Raw genomic sequence first — 22,553 nt, 5'->3', positions numbered from 1 at the left:
GTCAGCCTCCTCCGGTCGTGGTGGCTGCCAGTCGCGGCCCGTTGGTGGACGTCGTCAGGGTGGGGCCGCTCGTGCTCGGGGCGAGGACTGGGCCCGACGTGCTGGCGCCGAGGTGGTCGGCTGGCTGCTGGCGGTGGCCAACGAGGGCGAGCGCCTGGTGGTGGTCAAGCGCCTGCGTGATCCGGATCTTCGGGCCGATCAGGGCTCGGGACATCTCCGCAGCCGGGCCGAGACCAAGGACCTTGGCCCCGGCGAGCGGTTGCGCGGCCTCGGTGCTGGCGGCTGTTGACAGGACCAACTGCTTTCGGCGCCCGACCGGCTGCGCGCTGGCTGCTGCCGCCGCGCGGCCGAGCGCGAGGAGCGAATGAGTGCCGAGCTGCTGCGCTTCGGCGCTCTCGGCCGCCGAGGCGAGCGCCTGCCGCTTTGCCCCGGCCAGTGACCGGGCCGTGCTGGTCTCCTCGGCCGGGGCCGCGGTGCCAGGCACGAGCAGGCGCTGTGCAGCGGCCGTCTCGGACGCGCTGTCCAGCGGTCGCCGCTTCCCGCCGGTGAGCGGCCGGGCGGTGCCGGTCTCGCCGACCGTGCCCAGAGCGCGGGTCTTGCGGCCCGTGACCGGTTGCGCGGACTCGATCACCGAACTGGCGGTGAGCGCCTGCGTCTTGCTGCCGGTGACGGGCCGAGCTGTATCCGTCTCGGCGGCCGGGCCGAGCGCGGCGACCGATCCGCCGGACAGGCCCAGGGCCTCACCGACCTCGACCGCGGTAGGCAGTTGCCGGGCCTTCGACAGGCCGAGAGGGCGCGCCGTCCACGTCTCCCCCGCCGATGCGAGGGCCCGGCTCCGCCTCCCCGTGAGGGGGACGGCAGTCGCGATCTCGCCCGCCACGGTGAGACCGCGCGCCCTGACCCGGCCGAGCGGCCGAGCCTCCCCCACCTCACCCGCCACGCCCAACGCGCGGGTCTTCACACGGCCCAACCCGAGGGCCGTGCTGGTCTCCTCTGCCGAGGTGAGGCCGGACGCCGGAGCGATCGGCATAGCCCGGCTGGACTCCTCCGACACCGGGAGCGCGGTCGCCTTCGAGGCACCGACCGGTCGGGCTGTCGCCGTCTCAGCCGCGACGCCGAGCGCCTGCTGCTTCTGGCCGGCCAGAGACTGAGCTGTCTCGGTCTCTGCCGCGAGCGGCAACGTCCTGGTCTTGCGTCGGCCCATGGCCTGCCCGGTGGACGTCTCCGCGCCCGGCCCGAGAGCCGCCGTACGGACGCCGGTCAGTGGCCGAGCCGCATCGGTCTCTGCGGCCAGGACGAGAGCACCACGCTTCGACCGCGCGAGTGCCTGTGCCGCCTCCGAGCTGCCAGCTGTGGTGATTCCTGCCCGCTTGCTCCGGGCCAGGGCCTGCGCCGCCGCGCTCTCGGACGCGAGCGTGAGCGCGCGAGCCTTCGCGCGCCCGGGCGCCTGCGCGCTGTCCGTCTCGCCTGCGATTCCGAGCTGCCGGGACCTTCGCCCGGTGAGCGCCTGCCCAGCGTCTGACTCAGCTGCGACGCCGAGCGCCCGGGTCTTCCCACGGGCGAGGGACTGCGCGGTTCCGGTCTCCGAGGAGATGCCGAGCGCCCGCGTCTTGCTCTTGGCGAGAGCCTGGCCGGTGTCGATCTCGGAGGCCAGCGTCAGGGCCGCCGTGGTGAGCGGCTGGAAATCGACCAGGGCCCACAAGGTGCTGACCCTGCGGACGGTGGTCTGGGAGACGTCGCCGCGTACGCCGATCTGGATTCCGTCCAGCGCGGTCGGCGTCCAGGCGGCGGAGCCTTGGGGGTTGACGTAGGCCGTCAGTTGGTACGGACGCGGGGACTGGCCTGCGTGCACGGACCAGCTTGTGTTGGCGACCGTCACCGACGCGGACTCCTGGACGGTGCCGCCGGACTGGCCCTTCAGCCGGTAGACGATGCTTGCCGCCGTGGTGTTGTCGGAGGCGACCCGGCCGCCGACTTGGACCAGGGTGACGGTGTCGTTGGAGCCGATCCCGGCGGTCGCCCTGTCCTCGACGTTGAAGTCGTCGATGGTGGTGGTGCCAGTGGCGGTCGTCTGGTTGTACGAGGTCGCGTCGTCCGGGGTCCGCTCGCTGACCCTCGTGTAGTTGTTGGCGGTGCCGGCCGTGCCGCCGACGGCTGTTGCCCACCCGTTGTTGTCGCCTGCGGCGTTGGGCCTGAGGTGCACCACGGAGCCCGGTCCGGGGAGCCCGGTCTGTGCGCTGCCGGTGGTGTCGTTGATGGCGACGTCGTCGATGTAGAAGTCGGCCGTTGCAGCGAGTTGCACGCCCAAGCGGACGCGGCTGAAGCCGTTGATGTTGGAGCAGAGGGTGTTGGAGAACTGGGAGCCGTCGAGGTAGCCCTTGAAGGCGGACACCCCGCTGGTGAGGGTGCCGGAGACGTCGGTGTAGTCCAGCTCGACCCGATACCAGCGGCCGAGGGTGAGAGCCGACGAGGTGCCCGTAAGCGTGGTCTCGGTGAAACCGTCGCGCAGCACCAGCGTGCCGTCGGTCTGGAGCCGCAGCAGGGCGGGGAAATAGCCGCTCTGCCCGATGCCGTAGATGTTGGTCGCGGTGTCGGGCAGTGTGTCGACCCGCAGGTAGAGGCGGTGCAGCGTTCGCATGACGACACCAGTGGTGATCTGGTGCTCGATGAACTGCGTTGCTGCGCTGGAGTTGATCCGCAGGGAGGCCGTGCCCGCGCGGTGGACGGTGGTGGAGATCGTCGGTGAGCCGGTGACGATCACTCCGCTGTTGACGCCGAACTCCGCGCTGGTCGACTGGAGTTCGAAGCCGCAAGTCCACATCCGCGCCATGAGCTGGCCTCCCCGTGGATCAGGCTGCCGAGCTGGCCCGTGCGAAGTCCGAGATGGTCAGCGTGAAGTCGCTGCCGTCCGGGGTCATCGTGACGTCGTGCTTGGTCAGCGGGATCAGGTCGCTGTCCGTGCCCGTCGTGGTGTCCGGGTCGTAGCAGATGACCACCGCGCTGATGGCGTTGCCGGTGGCGGCGGTCCAGGTGACGTCCGCGCAGTCGATGTTCACGCGGTCGTTGGTGTTGTCGACCGTCGCCGTGACTGACGCGAGGGTCTTGCGGCCCATGGTCGTCTGCTCGTTGCTGGCTCCGGCGAGCAGGGTGGAGAGGTCGGCGTAGTCGCGCATCGTGGCGTCGTTGACGATCCCGGACGTCTCGATCGGGACCATGATCAGTGCGTCGTTGGTCAGGGGCAGACCGGCGTAGGTGGCCAGCTTGCCCAGGGCGATGTTGAAGACAATGTTCGCCACCGCGTCTCCTTTCGGGAACGCGAAAGGGAGGCCACGGTGGGCCTCCCTCTTCGCTGAGCTGGTCGGCTACGCGGAAGCGCCGACGATGTGGATGTCGTACGTCACCGTCGAGCCCGCACCCGAGTTAGCCACCCGCAGCAGGTCGCCGGTGCTCGCGGTGACCGCGTACGCCGTGGCGTCCGTAGCGCCGGCGAGGAAGCCGCACGCGGCGCCCGGCCGGAGCGTGACCGTGCCCGTCGTGTTGAGGAGCGTGGCCCACTGGTTCGACGCGGACGCACCGACGACGACATTGTTCGTGTTGCCCGGGGCTGCCGCGATGAACAGGCCCTTGACCCGCACGAACGTGATCGCCGCACCGAAAGCGTCGAGGAGCACCCCGGCGAGGTCGAGATCCTCGTTCGCCGACGCGGCGAGGGTCCGCCGGTCGGAGAAGACCTTGTCGGCCTTGCCCGCCGCCGTGCCCGTGGTGAGCGACACGCTCCGGCTCAGGGACTGCGGGACGCGCCCGGTGCCCAGGTCGATCGCCTGGCTCAGCTCGGCAAACGCCGAGATCGCGAGGCTCGCAGAGAGAGGCATGAGTCAGTTCCTCCCGTCAGGTCGCGATGACGAGCGGCACGGCCCGCTTGAACGCGGGCGTGGCGATCGTCGCCGGAGCGGTCGCGGTCAGGCCGGAGCCCGAGGTCTGCGCGAGGTTGCCTTCGCCCGTCAGGAACGGCTTCGCGCACGTGGAGCCCACCAGGGTCGGCACCGTGGACGCGGCGATCGCCAACGCCGCGTAGTAGATGCCCGACCTCGTGATGCGCTGCGCTGTCGCCAGGGCGAACGTCTTCGCAGTGTCGGCGGCCCAGGCCTCGTTCGTCTTGTCCGCGGACTGCACGAGCAGAGCGCCGGCGCCGTTGTAGAGCGCGGCGATCTGGTTCGTCAGCGTGGCACCGGCGGTGCCCGCGCTGATGAATGTCAGGTTGCTGACGAGGTCGCCGTCCTGGAGGTACAGGGCGACGGAGCACAGGACACCGCTCGCCGCGGTGGCGATGTCGTCCAGCCCGGTCCGGGGCAGGTTCGCCCGGTGGAACAGGGCCTCCGGGTCCGGGCGGCCGGCGCTGTTGAGCCAGCCGAGGTCGTTGCGGGGGTTCCCCTTGAAGGTGCCGAGGAGTGTCACTGCCCTGCCTCCTGCTTCTGCTCGCCGCGGGCGAGGATCGTCTTGCGGGCCTTGCCTTCGCGCTCGGCGGCGATGACGCGGGCGAACTCGGCGACCGCGTCGGAGTCGTCGGCGCCGAGCGAGTCGAGGTACGCGAGGACCTCGGGGGCGTCGTGCTTGGACGGGTCGAACGGCTCGTCGGTGACGATCGGTCCGCGCTGTCCGACGACGCCGGTGACGATCTCCTGTGCGCGCTCCTCGTCGGTCTTGCCGTCGGAGAGTTCGACGCCGTAGCCGTGGCGGCGGAAGTACTCGATCGCCGCGCGGCCTTCCTTCGTGGAGTCGTCCACGAAGCCGGTCCCCTTGGTGAAGGTGACGCCGACCGAGTCGCCGCTGAAGGTCCGGACCGGGGCTTCGATCTTGTACTTGTTCGTCATGCTGGTCACCGCACCTTCACGTTGCGCAGGACGCCGCAGGACTTGGTGTTGCGGAGGACCGCGGCGACGGGGCCCATCTCGACCTCGCCGGTCTTGACCGCGCCCGGCTGGGAGAAGTCGGGGAGGTAGGTCTCGATGAGCGGGGTGCCCGCCATCGCGGCGCCGTGGAAGGCGTCCAGGCCCAGCGACACCGCGTAGATGTCGGTCAGGCCGGTGATGTTGCCGCCGCCGCCCGCGCCGTCGGCGTCCCGGGTCTGGATCGGGATGATCGGAGCCGAGCCGTCGGCCCGGTCGCCGAGGTCGACGAGGACCCAGTCTCCGTACCGCTCGATCAGCATGCCGAGGCTGTCGCGCTCGCTGGTGAACTGCGAGGCGCGGCGGGCCAGGGACTTGATGCGGCTGATGGACTTGGTGTTGCCGAGGACCGCCTTCACGCCGGCGGGGATCGAGCCGTCGGCGCCCTGGTCGCCGGAGCCGGTCTGCGAGCCCATGATCCGGGAGAGGAAGTCGTCGAACGCGTCGAAGGCGCTCATGGCGATGTCCTCGGTGGTCACTGTGGCCGGGGACCAGTCGAGGTAGCCGGAGGTGATGCCTTCGTTGACCGGCAGGTACTCGGTCGACTGCCCGACCAGGGCCTTGTCGAGGCCGTCGAAGCCCGCGTCGTCGACGGCGGTGTCGCCGAGAATGAGTTCCTGCTGGAAGCGGGTCCGCATCGAGGTGAGCTTCTGCGCGAGCTGGAAGCTGATCTCGTTCGAGGCGGCCGGGCCGAGGTTGGCCAGCTTCCGGTCGACGGTCCACGCGCCGCCGAGCGGGTGCAGGTCGACGTTCTTCCGCTCCCTCGTCGCCTGGTTGGGGACGTACTCCTCGTTGAAGCGGCGGAACGACGCCGACGAAGGCGCGAGGAGCCGGGTGTAGCCGTAGGTGAGGGTGCCGCCGCCCGTGCCCGGGGTGACGGTGTCGTCCCAGACCATGTTGTTGAACAGCCAGCTGTTGCGTCGGAGGTTGTCGATGACGGCGAAGTCGATGTCCGCCTGGGTGTTGAGCGCCGCCTGGGCGAGCGTCACGGGCATGGGTTACTCCTGGGGTCAGGTCTGGTAGTGGTTCGAGATCGCTCCCGCGAGCGATCCGGAGCGCTTCTTCGCGCCGCTCTCGCCGGTCCCGCCGGAGAGGTCGGCGCCGGACTTCCCGGCGGCCTGGGTAGTGCCGAACGCGGTGGGGTTCTCCTTGAGTGCGTCCTTGATCGCGGTGTCGAGCGCGGTGAGGAAGCCCTTGTCGGAGGGGTTGAGGTCGGCAATCTCACGGAGGAAGGACCGGGAATCGAGGAGCGCGCCGGCCTTCGCCGAGAGCTTCTCGGCCCGCGACCAGACGGCGAGTTCGACGTCCTTCGTACGGAGTGCCGCCTCCCTCTCGGAGATCGTGGTGTCCTTCTGCGCGATGGCCTCAGCGAGCTTCGCCGGGTCGGGCGGTGTGTCGTCCTTCACCAGGCCCAGGGCCTTGCCGAGCTTCGCGGTGAGATCCGCGACGGCATCGTTCGCCGCCTGCTGCTTGGCGGCGGTCCGGGCCTTGCCAGCCTCGCGGTTGGCGTCGGCGAGTGCCTTCTCCAGCCGCTTGACCTTCGCGGCGTCGTCCTCACCGGCTTTGCCCTGGTCGCCGTTGCCGGAGTCGCCCCCAGTGCCGCCCGAGCCCGCGCCTTGGCCGCTGTCACCGCCGCCGGAGTTGCCTCCGTCACCGGATCCGCTGCCGTTGCCTGAGCCGCCGTCACCGCCCGCGTCGCCGCTGCCGGATCCGGAGCCGCCGCCGTCCCCTCCGTCCGCGTACAGGAACGGGGAGAAAGGGGTGATCGCGTACGGGTGCGCCCACCCGGCTCCTGCGAGTCGGTGTCGGGGCAGGGTCTTCTTCGGCATTGCGCCCTCCAGGGCATGAATCGCCCGCACCTGGCGGGCATTCGGGGTTCGGGCCGCGCCTGGCGTGCCCGTGGTAGTGCTGTTGACCCGCGTCTGGCGGGCCTTCAGGAGTGACCCGCACCAGGCGGATCGGTGTTCCCCGGCCACACCAGGCGGCCGGAAGTCTCGGCGGGCGCCCATGCCAAGGGCGGCGTACGTTCGAGATATGAACTCAAGTGGCGCCGGGCTCAGTACACGAAAGTGCCCTCGGTGTGAGAAGCCTCTGTACTACAGCGGTGACGTGGACACCACGGCCTTCGGGCACGGAGGCCGAGAGCTGCGGCCGGGCGTATACAAGTGCGTCAACGAGGCCTGCGACAACTTCGAGACGGTGGTCAGCGACCCGATCTAGCGGGCGCCCGTGAGCTGCTCACGGTGGCTCTTGCGCGGCAGCCCGGTATCGGCCACCAGCTCGCGGATCCGGCCCTGGTACGCCCGAACCTTCGCGTTCGCCTGTGCCTTCTTCTCGTCGTCGATCGCCCCAGCCGCGCGGCGCTTCCACGAACGGACCTGTCGCTCGTAGTAACGCTGCTGCTGCGACTGCTCATATGTTGCCCGCGTCCGGTCCGCCTTCGGAGGCAGCGGCTTCGTCACCCCGGGCAGGTAGATCGAGATCGAGTGCCGGCAGTTCGGATGCATCAGCCCCGCGGCCTTCGCCTCAGGCAGCGACCCGGCCACGCGGACGCGAACCATGCGGTCGTCCTCGGTCGCGTGCTCCAGCTCCTCGACACCGGCTCCGGCGGCGCCCTCGCGGCGGAGGATCTTCCCCTCCCAGGGCTCGCACTTCGGGCACTCCTCCGGGGCGTCCGACACCATCACCAGATCGATCCCGGCTGCGGCAAGACGATCATCGTGTGCCTGGACGGCCGCGCGGCCGACTGCGCTGCGCGTCGCCATCTCTACGTAGCTGGTCAGGTTCCACGCCCGCCCGGAACGGTCCACGAACCCCGTCACGCCACGGTCCGCGAACTGAGCGAGTGCCCTCCCCGCAGCCTCACGACGCGTTGACGCCCCCAGCAGCGGAGCCGATGAGGCCTTCGCCACCACCTGCCGGTACACATCCAGCCCCGTGCGGAGGATCCGCGCGTGCGTCGCCCCGGTCTCCTGCACAAGCGCGGAAGCGAGCCGGTCCACGGCGTGAGTGCCGGGCGGGATCGCCGGGGCCGCGATGCTTAGCGCGCCGAGTTCGGCGACAGCAGCCTGCCGGCCACGGTCGTACGCCTCGGCGACGGCCTGGTGGACGGCGCCAGCGGCGTCGGCCTGGAGCGCGGCGATGATGTCCTCGATCGCCGTACGCAGACTGCCGATCGCCCGCAGCTTGAGTTCGGCCCACAGTGGGCTGTCGAGGCCCTGCGCGAGCGCGCGTGTGACCTTCTCGATCACGGCAAGTTCGGCCTGCTCGTACAACGTGGAGACGGCTGCCGCGAGATCCTCGGCCATGTCGGGGCTGACGGGCATGCGGCACCCCCGTTACTGGGTCGCGGTGACGTCCTCAGCCGCGGCGTCGCCTGCGACCGGGGCCAGCTGACCTTCCTCGGGCGGCTGTTCGCCGAAGTCGGGCCGATCCGCGCCGAGGGTGAGCGGGTCCTCGACCGTGCGACCGGTCTCCTTCAGGATCCGGTCGACCTCCTCGCGCTGCTCCTTCTCGTCCCAGTCCGGGTGCAGCAGGGCGACCTTCGCCTCCGTGGACGCGGCCTCGGCCTGCTGGAGAAGTGAGGCGGTCTCAGCGAGGGTCTTGATGTCGTCCTGCACGCTGTCCTGGAACACCACGTCCGGCCGCTCGACCTCGACCCCGGTGACGCCCGGGAACATGCCGCTCGCCTCCAGGATCAGCAGGACCTCGACGACGTCCGCGACCGCCGTCGCGGCCAGCTCTGCCTTGCGCGCGCGGGTGGTCATGCTCCGCGCGGTCCTCGCCTTGATCTCCGTAGCTGTGACGGCCTGGCCGGCGGAGTCGTCGCCGAACGTGCCGCTGCTGTAGCCCGCGTTGCGGATGACCTTGCCGACCAGCTCTTCGATCGTGGCCCGGTGCTCCTCGTGCCGGATCATGAACTGGTTGAGGGTGATCGCCTGCTCGGCGGTCGGGGGGACGTTCATCGGCGCGTAGACCTCGCGGTCCTGCCACACCGCGCCCATGCCGGGCCCGTTGTTCGTGAGGTACTGCGCGGGCACGATGATCCGCGACTTTGCGAGGCGGATGTCCCGCATCCACGAGGTGTACGTCTCGTCGATCGCGGAGAGGAACGTCTCCGCGCCCTGGTAGTCCGACGTGCCGAGTCCGGCGGCGCCGGGGATGTCGTCCCAGTCCGGGGCGACCATCGTGTTGGGGATGTACGAGACGGCGAGCCTCTTCCCGATGGGCAGCTCGCGGGCGGGTAGGAGGTTTTTCGTCTGCTCGAACGCGGCGAGGTCGATGGGCTTGCCGAGGTTGTCGTCGGTGCCGTCGTACACGCCGTGCAGGATCAGGCCGGGCTCGTGCCGCTCCAGGTGCCGTACGACGCGCTGTCCGTCGGATTCGAGGACCGTCCAGAACGTGACGGCGCGGAGGATGTCTCCGTGGGCGAACTCGGGGGCTGCGCCGTCGGCTTGGACCATGCTGATCCACGGCCGGTCGCGGATGGCGTCGTCCCATACGATCCGCAGGTACGCGCCGCCGAGTGCTGCGCCGGTCTCCCCAGCCGCGATCAAAGTGCGTTTCGTGCCCATGTCCATCAGGTCTTCGAGGCGCTCCTGGGTGGCCTTGTTCTCGGCCTTCAGGGTGGGCGGCTCGGAGTACAGCAGGTCGGATGACGTGCGGGCGATGTCCCTCGCCAACGGCATGTGCAGGTTCGCCCGCTTCTCGCCGAGCGGGGTGGGCTCGCCCCAGAACCAGCGGGCTACACGGCCGACGACGCCACCGCGGTACTGCGAGGGCCGGTTCTCGGGGCCGAAGCGTGCTGCGTCGCGGTGGCGGTTGCGGTACCGGTACGACAACCGGTCCGGGTTGGCGGAGAACCAGGCGCGCCAGTCGGCCATGTCGGCCTGGAGGACAGGGTGGATGGGCGGCCAGCGGGTGCCCCTAGCGGGGAGCGGCATCGGGCACCTCCTCGCTGGTATCACTCGGGTTCTCGATCTCGTCCGCTGCAGCGCGCAGCAGCGTGGCTAGCTCGGGGCGTCCGTACTGGAGACTGCTGTCCACTTCGACCAGGTCGAAGGTGAATTCGCCGAGCCGGAACTCCGGTTGGTCGCCGACGCGCATGTACACGGGCAGGCTCAACTCGGTTGAGGCCATCAGGCGGCCACCTCCAAATTCGCGCGGACGAGGTGCCGCCACTCGTGGGCGGTGGAGTGCAGGCCGTACCGGAGGGCGTCGACCGAGTGGTCGTCGACCTTCAGTGGCTTGTCGTCGCCAGCCGCCGCAGCCTTCTCGTCCCAGGCGTACGAGGGCAGTTCGGTGAGCAACCCGGCACAGGAGCGGTGGACGTAGAGGAGGTCGGAGCCGAGTGCCACGGAGACGCTGCGGATGCCGTCCTTCACCTCGTTGTTGGCTTTCGCGACGCCCTGGACACCGTCGCTCCAGAGTTGCGTCATGAAGCTGGCGGCCGACGGGTCCACGAAGATCCACTGTGGGTGGACGCCTTCCTGCCCTTGGTGCTTGTACGTAGCGAGCCACTGCCGGACGGCGAGGCTGTACTGAGCGTCGGTCAGTTGGCGCCGTTCCGCCCGGGAGTCGTGCCGGTACTCCGAGGCCACGTACAGCCGGTCGTCTACCCCGATGCCCACCAGGAGTGCGGCGAAGGGGTTGATAGTGCCGTAGTCCAGGCCTACGCACATCCAGTGCCGGACTTCCGGGATCACGTCGACGACGTGCTTCGTCTCGTCGAACATGTCGTAGACGACGCCTTCGGCCAGGCACCACTCGCCGAGGACGAACCGGCGGTAGAAGAGGCCCTGGTACTCCAGCTTCAGGTTGGCGACGTAAGCCGGCGGGAGGTACGGGTTGTCGTGCAGGCTGAAGGAGAACCGGTGCAGGTCGAGGGCCTTGGGGTCCTCGGACGTCACCTCGGTCCCGTCGCGCTGTACGTGCAGGCGTGCGCGGTCGAGGAACTTCTTCTTCAACCAGTGGTTCGGGCCCTCGGGGTTCGTGGTGCCGAACCATTGCGAGCCTTCGACGCTGAGGCGGGTGCCGAGCATCGAGAAGAACGACTCGGGGAAGGTGGTGACCTCGTCGCAGTACGCCCCGGCGAGAGTCATGCCCTTGATCTTGTCGGCGGCCCGCTCGTCGTTGGCGCCGGCGACGTAGATGGTGCGGCCGAAGATCACGACTTCGCCCGCGCCCGCCTTGAACTTGCAGCGCTTCACTCCGACCATCGCGACGATGACGTCGATGATGTTCCGCTTCAGGGTGCGCTCGGTCTTGCCGACCATGAGGAGCGCGCCCGGGGGGCCGGTGCGGATGTAGCGCAACCACACCATGATCGAGCTGATCGTCTTCGAGGAGCGGACGGCGCCTTCCCACAAGTTCCCGCGCGCGGTGGCGAGCTGAGTGGAGCGCAGTTGCTTGCCCACGAGGGCGTCGTACATGCCCGCCCCCTCAGGTGCCGCCCATCATCCCCTTCAGCCACGCGTCGACGGCCGCCAGGCCCTCGGCGTCCTGCTCCGGCGGAGCGAGCTTCAGCGACCGATCCAGCGCAGTGGCGACGGTGGCCATCAACGCCCGCTTGTCGCCTGGAGTCGGCTCAGGAGCGACATGGGTGTCGAAGTCGTGTTCCTTGCCGCCCCAGTCCCAGTACTCGTACGGCTGGTTGATCTTCTTGATCTCGCGCTCGGCGAGGTCCTGGAGCTCGACGGCGAACCGGGCGCGGCGGTCGGCGAGGTCGGCCTGCCGGATCTCCGTCGCCTGCCGGACCTCGGCGGCCCTGGCGAAGGAGAGTCCGAGGCCTTTGGCGATCTCGCTGATTGTCCGGCCGGACCGCCCGAGTTCGGCGGCGATCTCGTTGCGGCCCTTGCCCGCAGCGTGCAGCTCGCGGACGCGCTGCCGCTCCTTGCCGGTGACGGGATTGGAGCTGCCCACGGGCCCACCCCCTGGACACGGCGGAGGCCCGCACGATGGCGGGCCTCCTGATACGCCCGAGGGCGCCGGTGATTCTCGTATGAGCATGTGTGTCCGGGCACGCCGGACTTGCGACGATGATCGGACACTAACCGCCGGGACGCAACTACGTCACGTCACCGAGCTACGCATTTATCGGCCTCGCGACGGGGGTACGCGAAGGCCCGGCCACTCCGAGTAGGCACGGCCGGGCCCAACGTGAGGTACTACTGCGCGAGCAGGCGTGCCTTCTGCTGCTCGAACTCCGCCTCACTCAGGATCCCTTGCTGACGGAGCGCGGCCAGCTTCCCCAGTTCGTCCGCGAGCGATGACGGAGCTGCGGCAGCCGGCGCCTGCGGCGCGTGCTGCGCAGCGATCGCGGCGTCGAGGGCGGCGCGCAGCTTCTCGAACTCGGGCTGCTGCTTCTTCGTGAAGACGACCGAGTTCTCATCCTGTGCCGCGCTGGTGGTCTGGCTGCCGAAGGCGCTGCGCCGTTCGTTGCCGCCCGGCACGGTGAACTGGATGAAGCCGTTCATGAATGGCCCGGCCGGCTTCCATTGCACGGCGCTGACCTGTGAGATGTGGAGTCGCTTCTCGCCTTTGCCGACGGTGGTGCGGGCGAGGAATCCTTTGCGGGTGATGGTGATGTACTGGCCGTCGAACTGGATCTGTCCGCTCTGGCCTTTGACTTCGCTCATGGTGTTGCCCCCCTTACGTGTGGGGGCATCGTGACATGTGCGGGAGGCGAGGGGGAGAAGAACGACTGTCCTGGTTCCGGGCACGCCAGATGTGCGGCCCGTGGGGCGCCATGATCGCGCGGAATGCCACTACACGGATGTAGTAGGTGAAGCGTCAGGCGGGAGGCTCAGGTGGCTCTGCTGGAGGCAATAGCAGCTCCCGAAGGATCTGATGTGCCCACTCAATCTCGGAGGGCGGGGAGCCCCGGCCTTCACCGTGGAAGATTCGTTGTTGCAGATCGACGTGCGGCGTGCGCGCAGGGCCCCAGGTCACCTCGCCTTCAGGCCCGACACGCTGGAACTGTACTTGGCCATTTCCGAGCCGACGCCAACGCCGGCCAGCCGCGTCGGTGAAGTAGACGATGGTCACTTCGTGCCGCGGTCTATCCGTGATCAGACGCCCCGGGACGGGCGCTTCTCGACTCAGTCCCGGACCGAGATGGCCCGTTGGGGAGTCGAACTCCAGCTGCTCACCGTCGTACTCGGCCGCCAACCTGGTCATGGGTTGGCTACTCACGTTTGTGATCACGAGCGCCCAGTTGAGGACATCGACCACCAAGGGGGATTTGGTCGCCAGGAAGCTCACGTGGAGTCGCGAAGCATGCAACGACAGCTCCCGCTCTTCCGCTTCCCTCTCGCGGTGGAATACTCGCGTCTCCCTTGCAGCCAGCTCCCTGGCTTGGTGAACTTGGTGACGATGAGCGGCGTAACTTACCGCAAGGGCACCAATCGCAACTAAGCAGCCGATAGCGGCAATTACGACCTCAATCACGTCGTTTAGTGTGGGCGCCTATGGCGGGGCTGTCCAGGCTTCTGCCGCTGCGCATAGACGCGAAGGCCCCACCGCGACGGGGGAACGCGGTGGGGCCTTGTTATGCCGGGCATTACCCGGCACGCAGTCTCTACTGTGGCACGCGGCGTCAGCTGTCGTCCTGGCTGAGGGCAATCTCGACTTCCTTGATCTTCCCGCTGTACGACAGCTCTGCGCGGATCGGCCGGTCGCCGGGGACGCCAGCCTTTCGCGCGTCCTCGACGAAGGTCGCGAGTTCGTCGAGGGTCATGTCCTTGGCTTCACCGGTGGCGCGGATGACGGTCGGCATGGCCCCAGGATGACGTAGCCGGGCTCTGCTGTGGGCGGGTTCAGCCGTCCTTGCGTCGGTATCCGCGGCGTTTCGTCATGGCGGCCGTCGCGGTTCTGCCCTTCCAGCGGTTCACGCCGTGCTCGGTGTTGTCCGGCTCGGGCCATCGTTGCCGGGTGAGGTCGGCGCGGATCGTGCCCGCCTTGATCCCGATGCCTGCGTCCTCCAGCTGCTGCGCGGTGTAGAGCCGCTCCGGCTCCAGCTCGGCGGCCTGGCGCTGGACGTGCTTCTGGACGAACTCGCTGACCTCGTCGGCCGCGTACTCCTTGTACCGGCCGCGCCGACCCCGGGATGACGGCCACTCGGGATGCTGCGCCCAGGTCTTGGTCACGGTGTGGATGCTCACGCCGTACTGTTCGGCGATCTCGGGAGGGATCAAACCGGGCCGGTCTACCATGGTGGTGATTCTCCTTTGCGGAGTTTTCAACTGGTAGGGGCCGGCGCTCTGTCACCCCCAGGTTCGCCTGGGGCATGCGCCGGCCCCTTTCATCTTGCTGTGACAGTTGCTGTTGCGCGGGCTGAAGATCCGGGGAGGAGAGGGGCCCCGCCCCGGGCTGGCTGCCCGGGGCGGGATGGGTTTTACGACTCGTCTTCCGGGTCGTCCTCCTCGATCACTTCGATCCAGGTGAGGACCCGGTTGAGTGCGAACTCAGCCGCGTCGAGTCGCCAGGGAGCAGCGCCTGCCATCTTGGTGATGACGAGCAGTTCGTACGCGGTGAACCAGTCGAGCACCATGTGCTCGAAGGCCCGCTTGCGCATATCCGAGATCGGCTCGTCCTCGATGAGCTGACGTACTCGGTTCAGGCTCAGGAGAGCTTGAACGGGTCCGTCCTCTCCGTTGACCGGTGTGAAGTCCGGTGCGATGACGGGGAGCGGAAGTTCCTCGAACAGTGCCTGCATGTAGGCGTAGAGGCCGAGGAGGCCTTCCATGAGCGTTGTCAGGCGCTCCCTGTAGTCGTCGTGGTCTGCCACGACTTCTCCTCTCTGGAATTTTCAACTGGCTGTCGGTGGCGGGGCTGTCACCCCCCGCTCCGACATGTCTAACTTTACAGCATTGGCTTCTATGATTGCAACATCTACGGGAGAGGAAAGGGGGCGGTCATGGACCGCCCCCTCAGCCCGAACTCAGGCCTCGAACCTCACCAACTCCCCACCGTCGACAACGGCCGTCAGCGTGGCCCCAGCCAGCCGCTCACGCGGGATTCCCGTCTCCCGGACCAGACGCTCTACCGGCACCCGTTCCGGGTCCGACGAGTCCCGGTGCGCCGTCGTGATCTCCGCCTGATCGCCGATCAGCAGCAACACGTACGCCTCGATTCGCTCGCTCACAGTGTCTTCCCCGGCTCGTCGCGAACGATGCCCGCCTCGGGCGCGACCGCGCCGCAATCCGGTACGAACTCCCTGGTCCTCATACTGGTCATCCTTCTCTCTCCGAGGGTTGATCGTCATTCGAAGTGGCTGATCGGGTAGTAGCCGCCGCAGGAAGCGCAGTAGTACAGCGGCTGCTGCTCGTAACCGAGAACAGCGAGCAGGCGTCGGATCATGACGTCCCCTCGCGAGTCGAGGTGTGGCGGCTGATGTTGTCGTTGGGGTCGTAGAGCGCCTCGCGAGACCGGATGTGCCGTACACGCGACCTCGCTTCCCGCGAGTGCGGCTCCGAGTCGTTGCTGTTGTTGTTGTCGCCTGACCTGCAACAACAACCGGGCCCGTGAGAATCGGCGACAGGGGAGGGGGCGGGCGGGATGGACTCCCGCCGTACAGCAGGCCCATTCCCGGCCCGCGTGCGCGACGGCTTCCAGGTGATGTCCTCCGCTTCCAGGAGAGCCTTCACGGCCTTCGTGTCGGGGAGATTCAGATCGTCGCGAAGGACGGTGAGGAGGACGCCCTTGTCGTCACCGATGAGGCGACGCAGTGCCTCGCCGATATCGGGCTGCTTGACCTCCAGCTGCTCTTCGCTCGCGCCATCACGGCGCCGAGCGGTCCAGCCGCTGACCCGCTGCCACCCGAGGGTGCCGAGGACACCGCCGCCGACAAGGGCCACCTCAGGGAAGACAACGATGATGCGCCAGATCGCTACCAGGCCGACCACGGAGAGCACCACGACTGGGCCACGACCGCTCGGCTCGTCGCCCTCCCCCGCTGTCTCTTCGTCGGCCATGGCGGGCTTGTTGTCCGGCTCGTCCGCCTTCACAGGTGACTCACCAGCCCCGTGACGTAGTCGCCGGCCCACGACACGGTGGGCGCTACGACAGTGCCCACCACGCCCGCGATGCTGGAGGCGAGACCGAGCGAGTTACCGGCGAGGATCTGGCGAACGAAATCCCAGCGAAAGCCCCTCTTGCTGCACACCGCGACGATGACGACGGTGATGATGATGATCGCCGCGTGTCCGCCCGGGGTCAGCGCCAAGTGGGTGGATCGGGTTACGTTTGGAGTGGACGCGCCGAGCCCGTAGACGAGGACGACGTCGCCCACCTGGTTCGTCCCCCACAGCGACCAGTCGGCGAGGCCACCGACGATCCCCCCGGCCGAGAGGATCAGGAGCGCGCCGTACGCGTTGCAGAGCAGTTGGGGCAGCAGAGTGCTCAGGGCCTTGATGGAGAGTCGCTTCTTGTGGCTGGTCCACCAGCGGGTGAAGTCCCAGGCGAACAGGGAGAGTCCGACGGTGACTCCCCCGAGGGACACCATGCTGTAGACGGGGATGTCGAGGGGCGGCAGAGCCAGGGGCATTGCTGGGTCCTCAGCGGTACATGGCGACGCCGAGCGCCGCGAAAGTCAGGATGAGCGCGCAGGTCCCGGTGATGGGGGGAACACTGCGGGGCGCCACTAGGGCGAGACCGGCGAGCGCTAGGAGCGCGCACGCAGCACAGGACACGCCGAATACGGCGGTGAACATGGCTGCGGGCGGCTACGCGCCGATGGCGAACGGCGCGGGCGGCAGCTGTGCGAGGTGTGGCTCGTGCGCTTCGATCTCGGTTCGCAGGGTGCCGCGGATAATGCCGTCGGACGCCGCCTCGTAGCCAGCGGCGACGAGGGCGTCGCGCATAGCCTTCGTGCCCGGGCGAGTGGGCGGCACGGTGTCGTACAGCCTGCGGATCACGGCGCAGCGCGGGTCGCTGTACTGGGTCGGCGCCGGGGCCTGGGCGACCGGCGAGGCAACGATCGGTAGGAGCCGAGTGCCCGAGGGCACGACCGGCTGCTGCAGCACCCTGGGCGCCGCAGACAGTGCGGGCAGGTGCGCCTGAGCCACGGGCACGGGCATCTTCGGCGGGTTGACGGGGGGCGTCACGGGAGGCGTCGGGATCCAGTCGACGCTGGTCACGGCCGTCACGGGAACGACGGAGTCCAGGTTGTCCAGCCGGACGCGAACCGCGGACCGCAGCGTGCACCACGCCTTCTTCGGGAACATGACCCAGGCGAGGATCGGGATGTGCGGCATGCGCTCGGCGACCAGGCCGCGGGCGGCGCGCTGTTCGTCGCGGACGTCACGGCGGTGCAGTTCGAAGAGCAGCTCGACGGCGAAGGAGATGCTGGCGAGGCCGATGCCGCCGACCAGGCCTCCAACTTCCTTGCCGTGGCTCCAGTTCAGCAGGCCGGACACGGTGACGAAGGCGAGGACGGCGAGGCGGGCGAGGCCGGCGGGCGTGCCGCGCTCGATGGCGCGGCGGGCGTACTGGGCGCAGAGCAGGCCAGCGAGGTCGAACATCAGGGACAGCGCGAAGGCGGGCCACTTGTCCATGCCCCAGCCCATGAGTTTGCTGCTGATGGACCAGGCGGCTGCGGCGAGCATCATCACGAGGACGATGAACCAGGCGGCGCGGACGCTGCCGCCGAGGCGACGCGTGGGGCTCGGGCTGGTGGGGGTGGGCTTGGGCGCACTAGGGTGCAGCTCAGCCATAGGAGGTCACTCTCCTGTGGTCAGAGCCCTGGCGGGAGAGTTCGAGTCTCCGTGCTGGGGCTCGCTTATTTGGAGGGTGACGCCCTACGGGGGGCATCTGCCGCCTTGACGGTACCGCGCGGTGTGCGGGTGGTGCTACAGAGTCAACGAGGCGCGGCGCCGACGGGCGTCATGACGGGCGCGTAGGGTCCTGGTTCGTGGCAGACATCTCCGACGAATTGATCAAGCTGGAACGTTCCGCCGAAGCCGAGCGCGCCAAGCTCGCCGGACTCATCGGAGACGAGTACGAGGAGCAGTGGCAGGCCTGGCGTACGGCGTCTGAGGCGGTCCAGGCCGCGATCACCGCGCATGCGTCGGAGTCTGGGGAGAATCGGTATGAGGTTGAGCAGGCCGTGAAGAAGGCCGTACGGCACGCTGAGGAGGATCCGGCCGAGTAGCCGGGTGGGCTCCTGGCTCGACTACTCGCTGCCGTGGTGTTTGAATCGAACGCATGAGCGAGTTGCCGCCGGATCCCCCGCGCCTCCGCGCGATCCTGGCCCACCTCGACCACCAGCTGGCCGAAACCGAGACGATCGGCACCTACCTCCGGCTCCAGCGTGCAGCCGTCCAGGCCGCGCTCGCGAGCGCAGAGGCGCCAGCCGCGCGGCGCCCCGGCAGGCTCCCCAAGGGTGGGGCACAGGTCCGCTCCATGGGCATGGCCCAAGCCAACCCGCGCCCTCAGTTCATCGTGCAGCAGCGGCGCACACCGCGCGGCCCCGAACCGTCGATCATCCACATCGCCGACTGCTCGATGATCGACGGCATCCCGCACACCATCAGCGAGCACGACGCCCGGGTGTCCCTCACCGACCCGACGATCGAGCCGTGCGCCTTCTGCCGGCCGGACACTGAGCTGGGCATCGACGTCGCGTGAGCCGAGCCGGAGATTCCCGACATCACCCGCGATCTTGTGCCGTGAGATGCGAAGCTTCTCAGATGAATGTAGACACACCGGGCCGACAACTCCTCTTTTCTACCGTTCGCATCACCAATGTTTTGAAGAACGGCGTACCGACTACTGGAACAGGCTTCCTGCTCTTCGTGGATGTGGAGGGGCAAGACGCCTACGCACCGGTCCTCATCACCAACAAACACGTTGTTGCTGACTCCGGGCACCTCATCGCGCACTTCATCAAGCGCAAGACGGGAGAGGATCAGCCGGAACTAGGCCAAGGCGTGGACGTCGCCCTGACCCCGGACGGCTGGATTGGCCACCCTGACCCCGACACCGACGTAGCGGTCGTACCGCTCGGGCCTCTCTTCCAGCAGCACGGGTCTCAGCTATTCACCAGGGCGCTACCCATGGCGTTGCTTGCCACCGAGGTAAAGAACCTGTACACCGACGCTATTGAGGAGATCACGTTCATCGGGTATCCCGACGGACGCCATGATCCCAAACACTTGACGCCGATCGTGCGTAGGGGCATCACCGCAACCCCCTTGGATCTTGACATGGGAGGCGCACCGACATTCCTCATCGACGGGTCGGTGTTCGGTGGAAGTAGTGGTAGCCCGGTCTTCCTCTTCAACGAGGGGACATACCGCATTGCTGAGGGGCTTCAGATCGGTACCCGTATCGCCCTTGTCGGGATCATTGCGCGCACATGGGTGCGCGGAGACGCCCTGCCGATCGAAGTTTCGGCTCCGCATGTGAAGATTGCGAAGGAATTGAACCTGGGGGTCGCTTTCAACTCTCGTGCCATCAAGGAAACGGTCGAGGCTTTCGCGGCAGCTGCAGGATTCAAGATCCGGGGTGCAACTGAAGCGGAGCCCGTCGCTATCGACCCGACAACCCAGGAGCCCACACCACTCACGTGAGCAGTGTGAGACTCGCTCCCGACCTCGACCTTCCTGCTGTTAGCTTGCGTCACTGCCCTTCCATGTCCGCTCGCAGCCGCGGCACTTCACAGTCGGGTCCTGGCCGTCGCCGCCCTCGATGCGCAGCGCCCCGCGGCAGTGCGGGCATGGCCGCTCCAGGGCCTGTGTGCGGCGGGTCATCTCCAGGGCCTGCTCGATCTGTCCGGCGGCCCATCGGGCGGCGGCCTCGATCTGGTCCTGGTGGACGCCGGTGAGCTTCGCGAAGGGCCCGTCAGCCCCGTCATGACGGGCCAGGAGCCACGCGGCTGCGTACGGTCCGGTGCGTCGGCGGGGGTCGGTGAAGCTCCAACGTCGTGCGTCGGCCTCGTCCTTCAGGATCAGCGTGCGGAGCTGGAGGGCGACGTCGTCGCCGGGGCCGGCCACCCGGACCGGGACCCGCGTGGTCGGCAAACGCTGTACGGCGCCCGCGATGGCGTCGGCAGTGTCGACGAGCTGGCGGTCGACGGCGGTCATGGTGTCGAGGATGGCGATGCGGAGGGGGGCGGTGGTGGCGCCGAGTTGGTCCGGGGAGCGCTCCTCCGCGCGTTGTGCCCAGGCGTCTTCGTCGGCCTGGAGGTGTTCGTGGAGGCGGGCGATGCCCATGACGGGCGGCCAGGTGTCGGCCTGGCGGGTGCTGAGGGCCTGCTGGAGGTCGACCCAGTGGTTGATGACGGTCTGGAGGTGGTCGGCGGTGGTCATCGCGTCTCCTGTGGCGGATGGGTACGGTGATCACTGCCGGGGGCGCGCTGGTCTGGCGAGACGTGAAGCGCGCCCCTTCTGCATGCTCAGCGGCGCTGCGTCAGGTCCCGGTACTCGGCTGCCCTGCCGCCGTCGAGCGGGCGGCGGATGCCGAGGAACCGATAGAACGGCCTGGAGATCCAGTGCCGGGCGTAGATCCACGCGACGTACCGACGCCCCGTCATGACCGGCGCCTGAGATCCGGGCTTGGGGTGGCTCACGTGCTGCTCCTGAGGTCGGCGGTGATGCGGTGGAACACGTCCGTGCAGCGTCGGTCGTGCGCTGCACCGTCGCTGTGGCGCGCGAGCATGCAGCACGGGTTCAACGCGGCAGGCCGCTCACCGAGTACGCGGCGCCGTTCCCACGACTGCTCGGCAAGTTGGCGGTGATGGGCGGCCAGGTGGCAGCGGGCGCACCAGGCTAGGAAGGCTGCGGCGTACAGACCGGGCACGACGAACCATGAGTTGGCCGTGGCCGCGTAGACGCCGGCAGCCGCGGACCCGCCCGCACCCAAGACGAGGGTGCGGGCGGTACGGCGGTGCGCGGTCACCGGATGCTCCGGCGTAGGACGCGAAGGACCGTACGGCCGACGGCTCGGCCTTCCTCGCCGTGGTGGTTGCAGAGGGTCATGGTGAGGACGGCGACGAGGATGATGTACGCGGCGACGCCCGTCATGACGGCTGACCCGGTGCGTCAGCAGGCGCCGGGGCTTCGTGGTTGCCGTCGGGCCAGGTGGGCGAGAGGAGCCCGAGGATCTGGCTCGCGTTGATCATGCCGCCCGGGCCTACGCGGTCGCGGACGGCCTGGCAGCGTTCCCGGGCTCGCTCGGCCGCTGCCCGCACGTCGACAACGTCCTCGACGACGCCCCGGATCGGTCCGAGGCCGATCCGGCCGGTGGCCGCGGCGTGCATGGCCGCGACGGTCTTGCACGCGTTCTCGTGGCTCTGGCGCATATCGACGAGGTCGTGCTGCACGTCCTCCAGCTCGACGGCGGTCTTGGTGTACAGGCCGATCGCATGCCGGGCGCGGTCCGCCAATGTTGCCTCGAACGGCTGCGGTTGGGTGGCGGCGTCGTGGACGTCGCGGGCCCAGCGTGCGTCTCCGAGCGCGGTGTGCGCTACGCCCTTGGCCGGCGGCTCGACACCGACCGCCCGGGACAGCACGTACGACGACCATGGGAGCGGGCCGGCCTGCTGGGCGCCGATCTTCGCGGCAGCAAGCTGGACGATGTCGTACGGCCGGTAGTGCCAGTGGGCGCGGCCTCGGCCGACGAGACGGCGGAGGTGTCGTTCGTCGAAGCCGGGGTTCGAGCCGACGAGGACGGCGCCGGAGAGGACGTTCACGATGGCGGTGACCGCCTCGGCCCGGGTCATCGGCGCAACGTGTCCGCTCTCGTCGAGGGTCCATGCGGCCTCGGCGTGGGGCGGGACGGCGAAGCGCTCCAGATAGCGGCCGATCTCCAGGGCCTTGGGGTCGGCAGTGGCGAGGTTGGGGCGGATCTGCCAGACGTACTCGGTGTCCGTGTACTGGTCGTCCTCGAACTCCCTTAGAACGACGGCGACTTCCCAGGCGTGGCCGATGCTGGCGTCGAGGTGGGTGGTCTCGCAGTCCACGAAGGCGATGGGCAGGCGGTCACGCACTGCGCACCTCCGCCGTGACGACCGTCGACGACCCGTCAGCGCCCAGCTCGTCGAGCGCCAGGAGCCGGACGTGGTTGTGGATCCGCTCGTACTTCTGGACCGTGCCGTGCCCGTCCCACTGCGCCTGCGGATCGGTCACGTCGACCACGGTCACGTGCCGGAACAGGTCGGCGTCGCGCGGGTGGATGTGCCAGGACATCTGCCAGCCGCCGGCCACCAGGTACAGAAGCTGCCAGCCATCCTCGTCAACGTCCGGGGACTGTGTGATGACGGAGGTCGCGGGGTGTAGTGCAGTGATCCAGGCGAGGAGCTGCGCACGCTCGCCGTACGCGCCGTCGCGCTCCCGAGTCCGCTCGGCGAGAGCCTCCACGGCCCGCTCGCGTTCCTGGTCGTATGAGTCGGCGTGCTGCTTCCACTGGGCGACCTCGGACAGGGCGGCGGTGAGGTCCTGTGTGAGGCGGAGGACGCGTTCGCCCTCGACGGTGTGGGGCGTCGTGACGGGCGTCGGCCTGCGGAACAGGCGCGCGAGCCACGGGCGAACCGGTTCCGGTTCCTGGTTCCTGTGGGGGCGGTTTGCTGTCGTGGACATGGTTTCTCCGGTGTGGTGGCCGGAGGTGGGT

Annotated in this window: 29 protein-coding genes; 3 read left to right on the top strand and 26 right to left on the bottom strand. The window is 68.7% G+C overall.

Annotated features, from left to right (window positions below):
- Window position 1: 1 nt before the first annotated feature.
- From JHN45_RS18935 to JHN45_RS53020, 20 genes are all read right to left on the bottom strand, one after another.
- Entirely contained in the window at window positions 2-2,830 is a 2,829-nt protein-coding gene (locus JHN45_RS18935) for a hypothetical protein (RefSeq protein ID WP_200709428.1), read from the bottom strand.
- Between the two features lie 19 nt (window positions 2,831-2,849).
- Entirely contained in the window at window positions 2,850-3,296 is a 447-nt protein-coding gene (locus JHN45_RS18930) for a hypothetical protein (protein ID WP_200709427.1), read from the bottom strand.
- Between the two features lie 66 nt (window positions 3,297-3,362).
- Window positions 3,363-3,872: a hypothetical protein gene (locus JHN45_RS18925; protein WP_200709426.1), complete on the bottom strand. Its 510-nt coding sequence runs from the start codon at window positions 3,870-3,872 to the stop codon at window positions 3,363-3,365.
- 16 nt (window positions 3,873-3,888) lie between these two features.
- Window positions 3,889-4,455 (bottom strand): hypothetical protein, encoded by a 567-nt coding sequence (locus JHN45_RS18920; protein WP_200709425.1) that lies wholly within the window; start codon window positions 4,453-4,455, stop codon window positions 3,889-3,891.
- Window positions 4,452-4,871, bottom strand: coding sequence for a hypothetical protein (locus tag JHN45_RS18915; RefSeq protein WP_200709424.1), 420 nt, complete (start codon window positions 4,869-4,871; stop codon window positions 4,452-4,454). Before JHN45_RS18915 ends, JHN45_RS18920 begins: the two co-directional genes overlap by 4 nt.
- Before the next feature lie 5 nt (window positions 4,872-4,876).
- A complete protein-coding gene (locus tag JHN45_RS18910) occupies window positions 4,877-5,941 on the bottom strand; it encodes a major capsid protein (RefSeq protein WP_200709423.1) in 1,065 nt (354 codons plus the stop codon).
- 15 nt (window positions 5,942-5,956) lie between these two features.
- On the bottom strand, window positions 5,957-6,775 hold the full coding sequence (locus tag JHN45_RS18905; protein ID WP_200709422.1) for a hypothetical protein: 819 nt from the start codon (window positions 6,773-6,775) through the stop codon (window positions 5,957-5,959).
- A 387-nt stretch (window positions 6,776-7,162) separates the two neighbouring features.
- On the bottom strand, window positions 7,163-8,272 hold the full coding sequence (locus tag JHN45_RS18900; protein WP_200709421.1) for a phage minor capsid protein: 1,110 nt from the start codon (window positions 8,270-8,272) through the stop codon (window positions 7,163-7,165).
- Window positions 8,273-8,284: 12 nt separating this feature from the next.
- Entirely contained in the window at window positions 8,285-9,889 is a 1,605-nt protein-coding gene (locus tag JHN45_RS18895; RefSeq protein ID WP_200709420.1) for a capsid protein, read from the bottom strand.
- Window positions 9,873-10,085, bottom strand: coding sequence for a hypothetical protein (locus JHN45_RS18890; RefSeq protein WP_200709419.1), 213 nt, complete (start codon window positions 10,083-10,085; stop codon window positions 9,873-9,875). Before JHN45_RS18890 ends, JHN45_RS18895 begins: the two co-directional genes overlap by 17 nt.
- Window positions 10,085-11,377, bottom strand: coding sequence for a PBSX family phage terminase large subunit (locus JHN45_RS18885; RefSeq protein WP_200709418.1), 1,293 nt, complete (start codon window positions 11,375-11,377; stop codon window positions 10,085-10,087). Before JHN45_RS18885 ends, JHN45_RS18890 begins: the two co-directional genes overlap by 1 nt.
- Before the next feature lie 10 nt (window positions 11,378-11,387).
- The gene (locus JHN45_RS18880) at window positions 11,388-11,867 is read right to left on the bottom strand and encodes a helix-turn-helix domain-containing protein (protein WP_200709417.1); all 480 of its coding nucleotides are present in this window, start codon (window positions 11,865-11,867) and stop codon (window positions 11,388-11,390) included.
- Window positions 11,868-12,112: 245 nt separating this feature from the next.
- Complete coding sequence (locus JHN45_RS18875; protein ID WP_200709416.1) at window positions 12,113-12,583, bottom strand: DUF4429 domain-containing protein; 471 nt, start codon at window positions 12,581-12,583, stop codon at window positions 12,113-12,115.
- A gap of 959 nt (window positions 12,584-13,542) precedes the next feature.
- Entirely contained in the window at window positions 13,543-13,722 is a 180-nt protein-coding gene (locus JHN45_RS18870; RefSeq protein ID WP_200709415.1) for a hypothetical protein, read from the bottom strand.
- 40 nt (window positions 13,723-13,762) lie between these two features.
- The gene (locus JHN45_RS18865; RefSeq protein ID WP_200709414.1) at window positions 13,763-14,158 is read right to left on the bottom strand and encodes a hypothetical protein; all 396 of its coding nucleotides are present in this window, start codon (window positions 14,156-14,158) and stop codon (window positions 13,763-13,765) included.
- Between the two features lie 182 nt (window positions 14,159-14,340).
- Complete coding sequence (locus JHN45_RS18860) at window positions 14,341-14,733, bottom strand: hypothetical protein (RefSeq protein WP_200709413.1); 393 nt, start codon at window positions 14,731-14,733, stop codon at window positions 14,341-14,343.
- 153 nt (window positions 14,734-14,886) lie between these two features.
- A complete protein-coding gene (locus JHN45_RS18855) occupies window positions 14,887-15,090 on the bottom strand; it encodes a hypothetical protein (RefSeq protein ID WP_200709412.1) in 204 nt (67 codons plus the stop codon).
- Window positions 15,091-15,301: 211 nt separating this feature from the next.
- A complete protein-coding gene (locus tag JHN45_RS18850; protein WP_200709411.1) occupies window positions 15,302-15,952 on the bottom strand; it encodes a hypothetical protein in 651 nt (216 codons plus the stop codon).
- Window positions 15,949-16,491 (bottom strand): hypothetical protein, encoded by a 543-nt coding sequence (locus JHN45_RS18845; RefSeq protein WP_200709410.1) that lies wholly within the window; start codon window positions 16,489-16,491, stop codon window positions 15,949-15,951. Before JHN45_RS18845 ends, JHN45_RS18850 begins: the two co-directional genes overlap by 4 nt.
- A 178-nt stretch (window positions 16,492-16,669) precedes the next feature.
- A complete protein-coding gene (locus tag JHN45_RS53020) occupies window positions 16,670-17,659 on the bottom strand; it encodes a DUF2637 domain-containing protein (protein WP_234467653.1) in 990 nt (329 codons plus the stop codon).
- Window positions 17,660-17,856: 197 nt separating this feature from the next.
- On the opposite strand from JHN45_RS53020, the gene JHN45_RS18835 reads away from it, so the two are divergent.
- The 3 genes from JHN45_RS18835 (at window position 17,857) to JHN45_RS18825 (ending at window position 19,516) form a co-directional block, all read left to right on the top strand.
- On the top strand, window positions 17,857-18,096 hold the full coding sequence (locus JHN45_RS18835) for a hypothetical protein (protein WP_200709409.1): 240 nt from the start codon (window positions 17,857-17,859) through the stop codon (window positions 18,094-18,096).
- Window positions 18,097-18,149: 53 nt separating this feature from the next.
- A complete protein-coding gene (locus JHN45_RS18830; protein WP_200709408.1) occupies window positions 18,150-18,572 on the top strand; it encodes a DUF6233 domain-containing protein in 423 nt (140 codons plus the stop codon).
- A gap of 62 nt (window positions 18,573-18,634) precedes the next feature.
- Complete coding sequence (locus tag JHN45_RS18825) at window positions 18,635-19,516, top strand: trypsin-like peptidase domain-containing protein (RefSeq protein ID WP_200709407.1); 882 nt, start codon at window positions 18,635-18,637, stop codon at window positions 19,514-19,516.
- A 39-nt stretch (window positions 19,517-19,555) separates the two neighbouring features.
- Here JHN45_RS18825 and JHN45_RS18820 read toward each other — a convergent pair whose 3' ends face one another.
- From JHN45_RS18820 to JHN45_RS18800, 6 genes are all read right to left on the bottom strand, one after another.
- Complete coding sequence (locus tag JHN45_RS18820) at window positions 19,556-20,254, bottom strand: hypothetical protein (protein ID WP_200709406.1); 699 nt, start codon at window positions 20,252-20,254, stop codon at window positions 19,556-19,558.
- 86 nt (window positions 20,255-20,340) lie between these two features.
- Window positions 20,341-20,514 carry a hypothetical protein gene (locus JHN45_RS18815; RefSeq protein WP_201049798.1) on the bottom strand — a complete coding sequence of 58 codons (174 nt, stop codon included), beginning with the start codon at window positions 20,512-20,514 and terminating at the stop codon, window positions 20,341-20,343.
- Window positions 20,511-20,843 carry a hypothetical protein gene (locus JHN45_RS18810; protein ID WP_200709404.1) on the bottom strand — a complete coding sequence of 111 codons (333 nt, stop codon included), beginning with the start codon at window positions 20,841-20,843 and terminating at the stop codon, window positions 20,511-20,513. Before JHN45_RS18810 ends, JHN45_RS18815 begins: the two co-directional genes overlap by 4 nt.
- Window positions 20,840-20,968, bottom strand: a complete 129-nt coding sequence (locus tag JHN45_RS54055; protein ID WP_267929919.1) for a hypothetical protein — start codon at window positions 20,966-20,968, stop codon at window positions 20,840-20,842. Before JHN45_RS54055 ends, JHN45_RS18810 begins: the two co-directional genes overlap by 4 nt.
- Window positions 20,965-21,933: a hypothetical protein gene (locus tag JHN45_RS18805; protein WP_200709403.1), complete on the bottom strand. Its 969-nt coding sequence runs from the start codon at window positions 21,931-21,933 to the stop codon at window positions 20,965-20,967. The genes JHN45_RS54055 and JHN45_RS18805 overlap by 4 nt, the downstream gene beginning before the upstream one ends.
- A complete protein-coding gene (locus JHN45_RS18800; RefSeq protein ID WP_200709402.1) occupies window positions 21,926-22,522 on the bottom strand; it encodes a hypothetical protein in 597 nt (198 codons plus the stop codon). Before JHN45_RS18800 ends, JHN45_RS18805 begins: the two co-directional genes overlap by 8 nt.
- Window positions 22,523-22,553: the final 31 nt, after the last annotated feature.

Source organism: Streptomyces sp. MBT53, from assembly GCF_016654115.1.
GTDB lineage: Bacteria > Actinomycetota > Actinomycetes > Streptomycetales > Streptomycetaceae > Streptomyces.
Note: the sequence above shows the minus strand (reverse complement) of the source record. Positions and strands in the feature narration are given on the sequence as shown.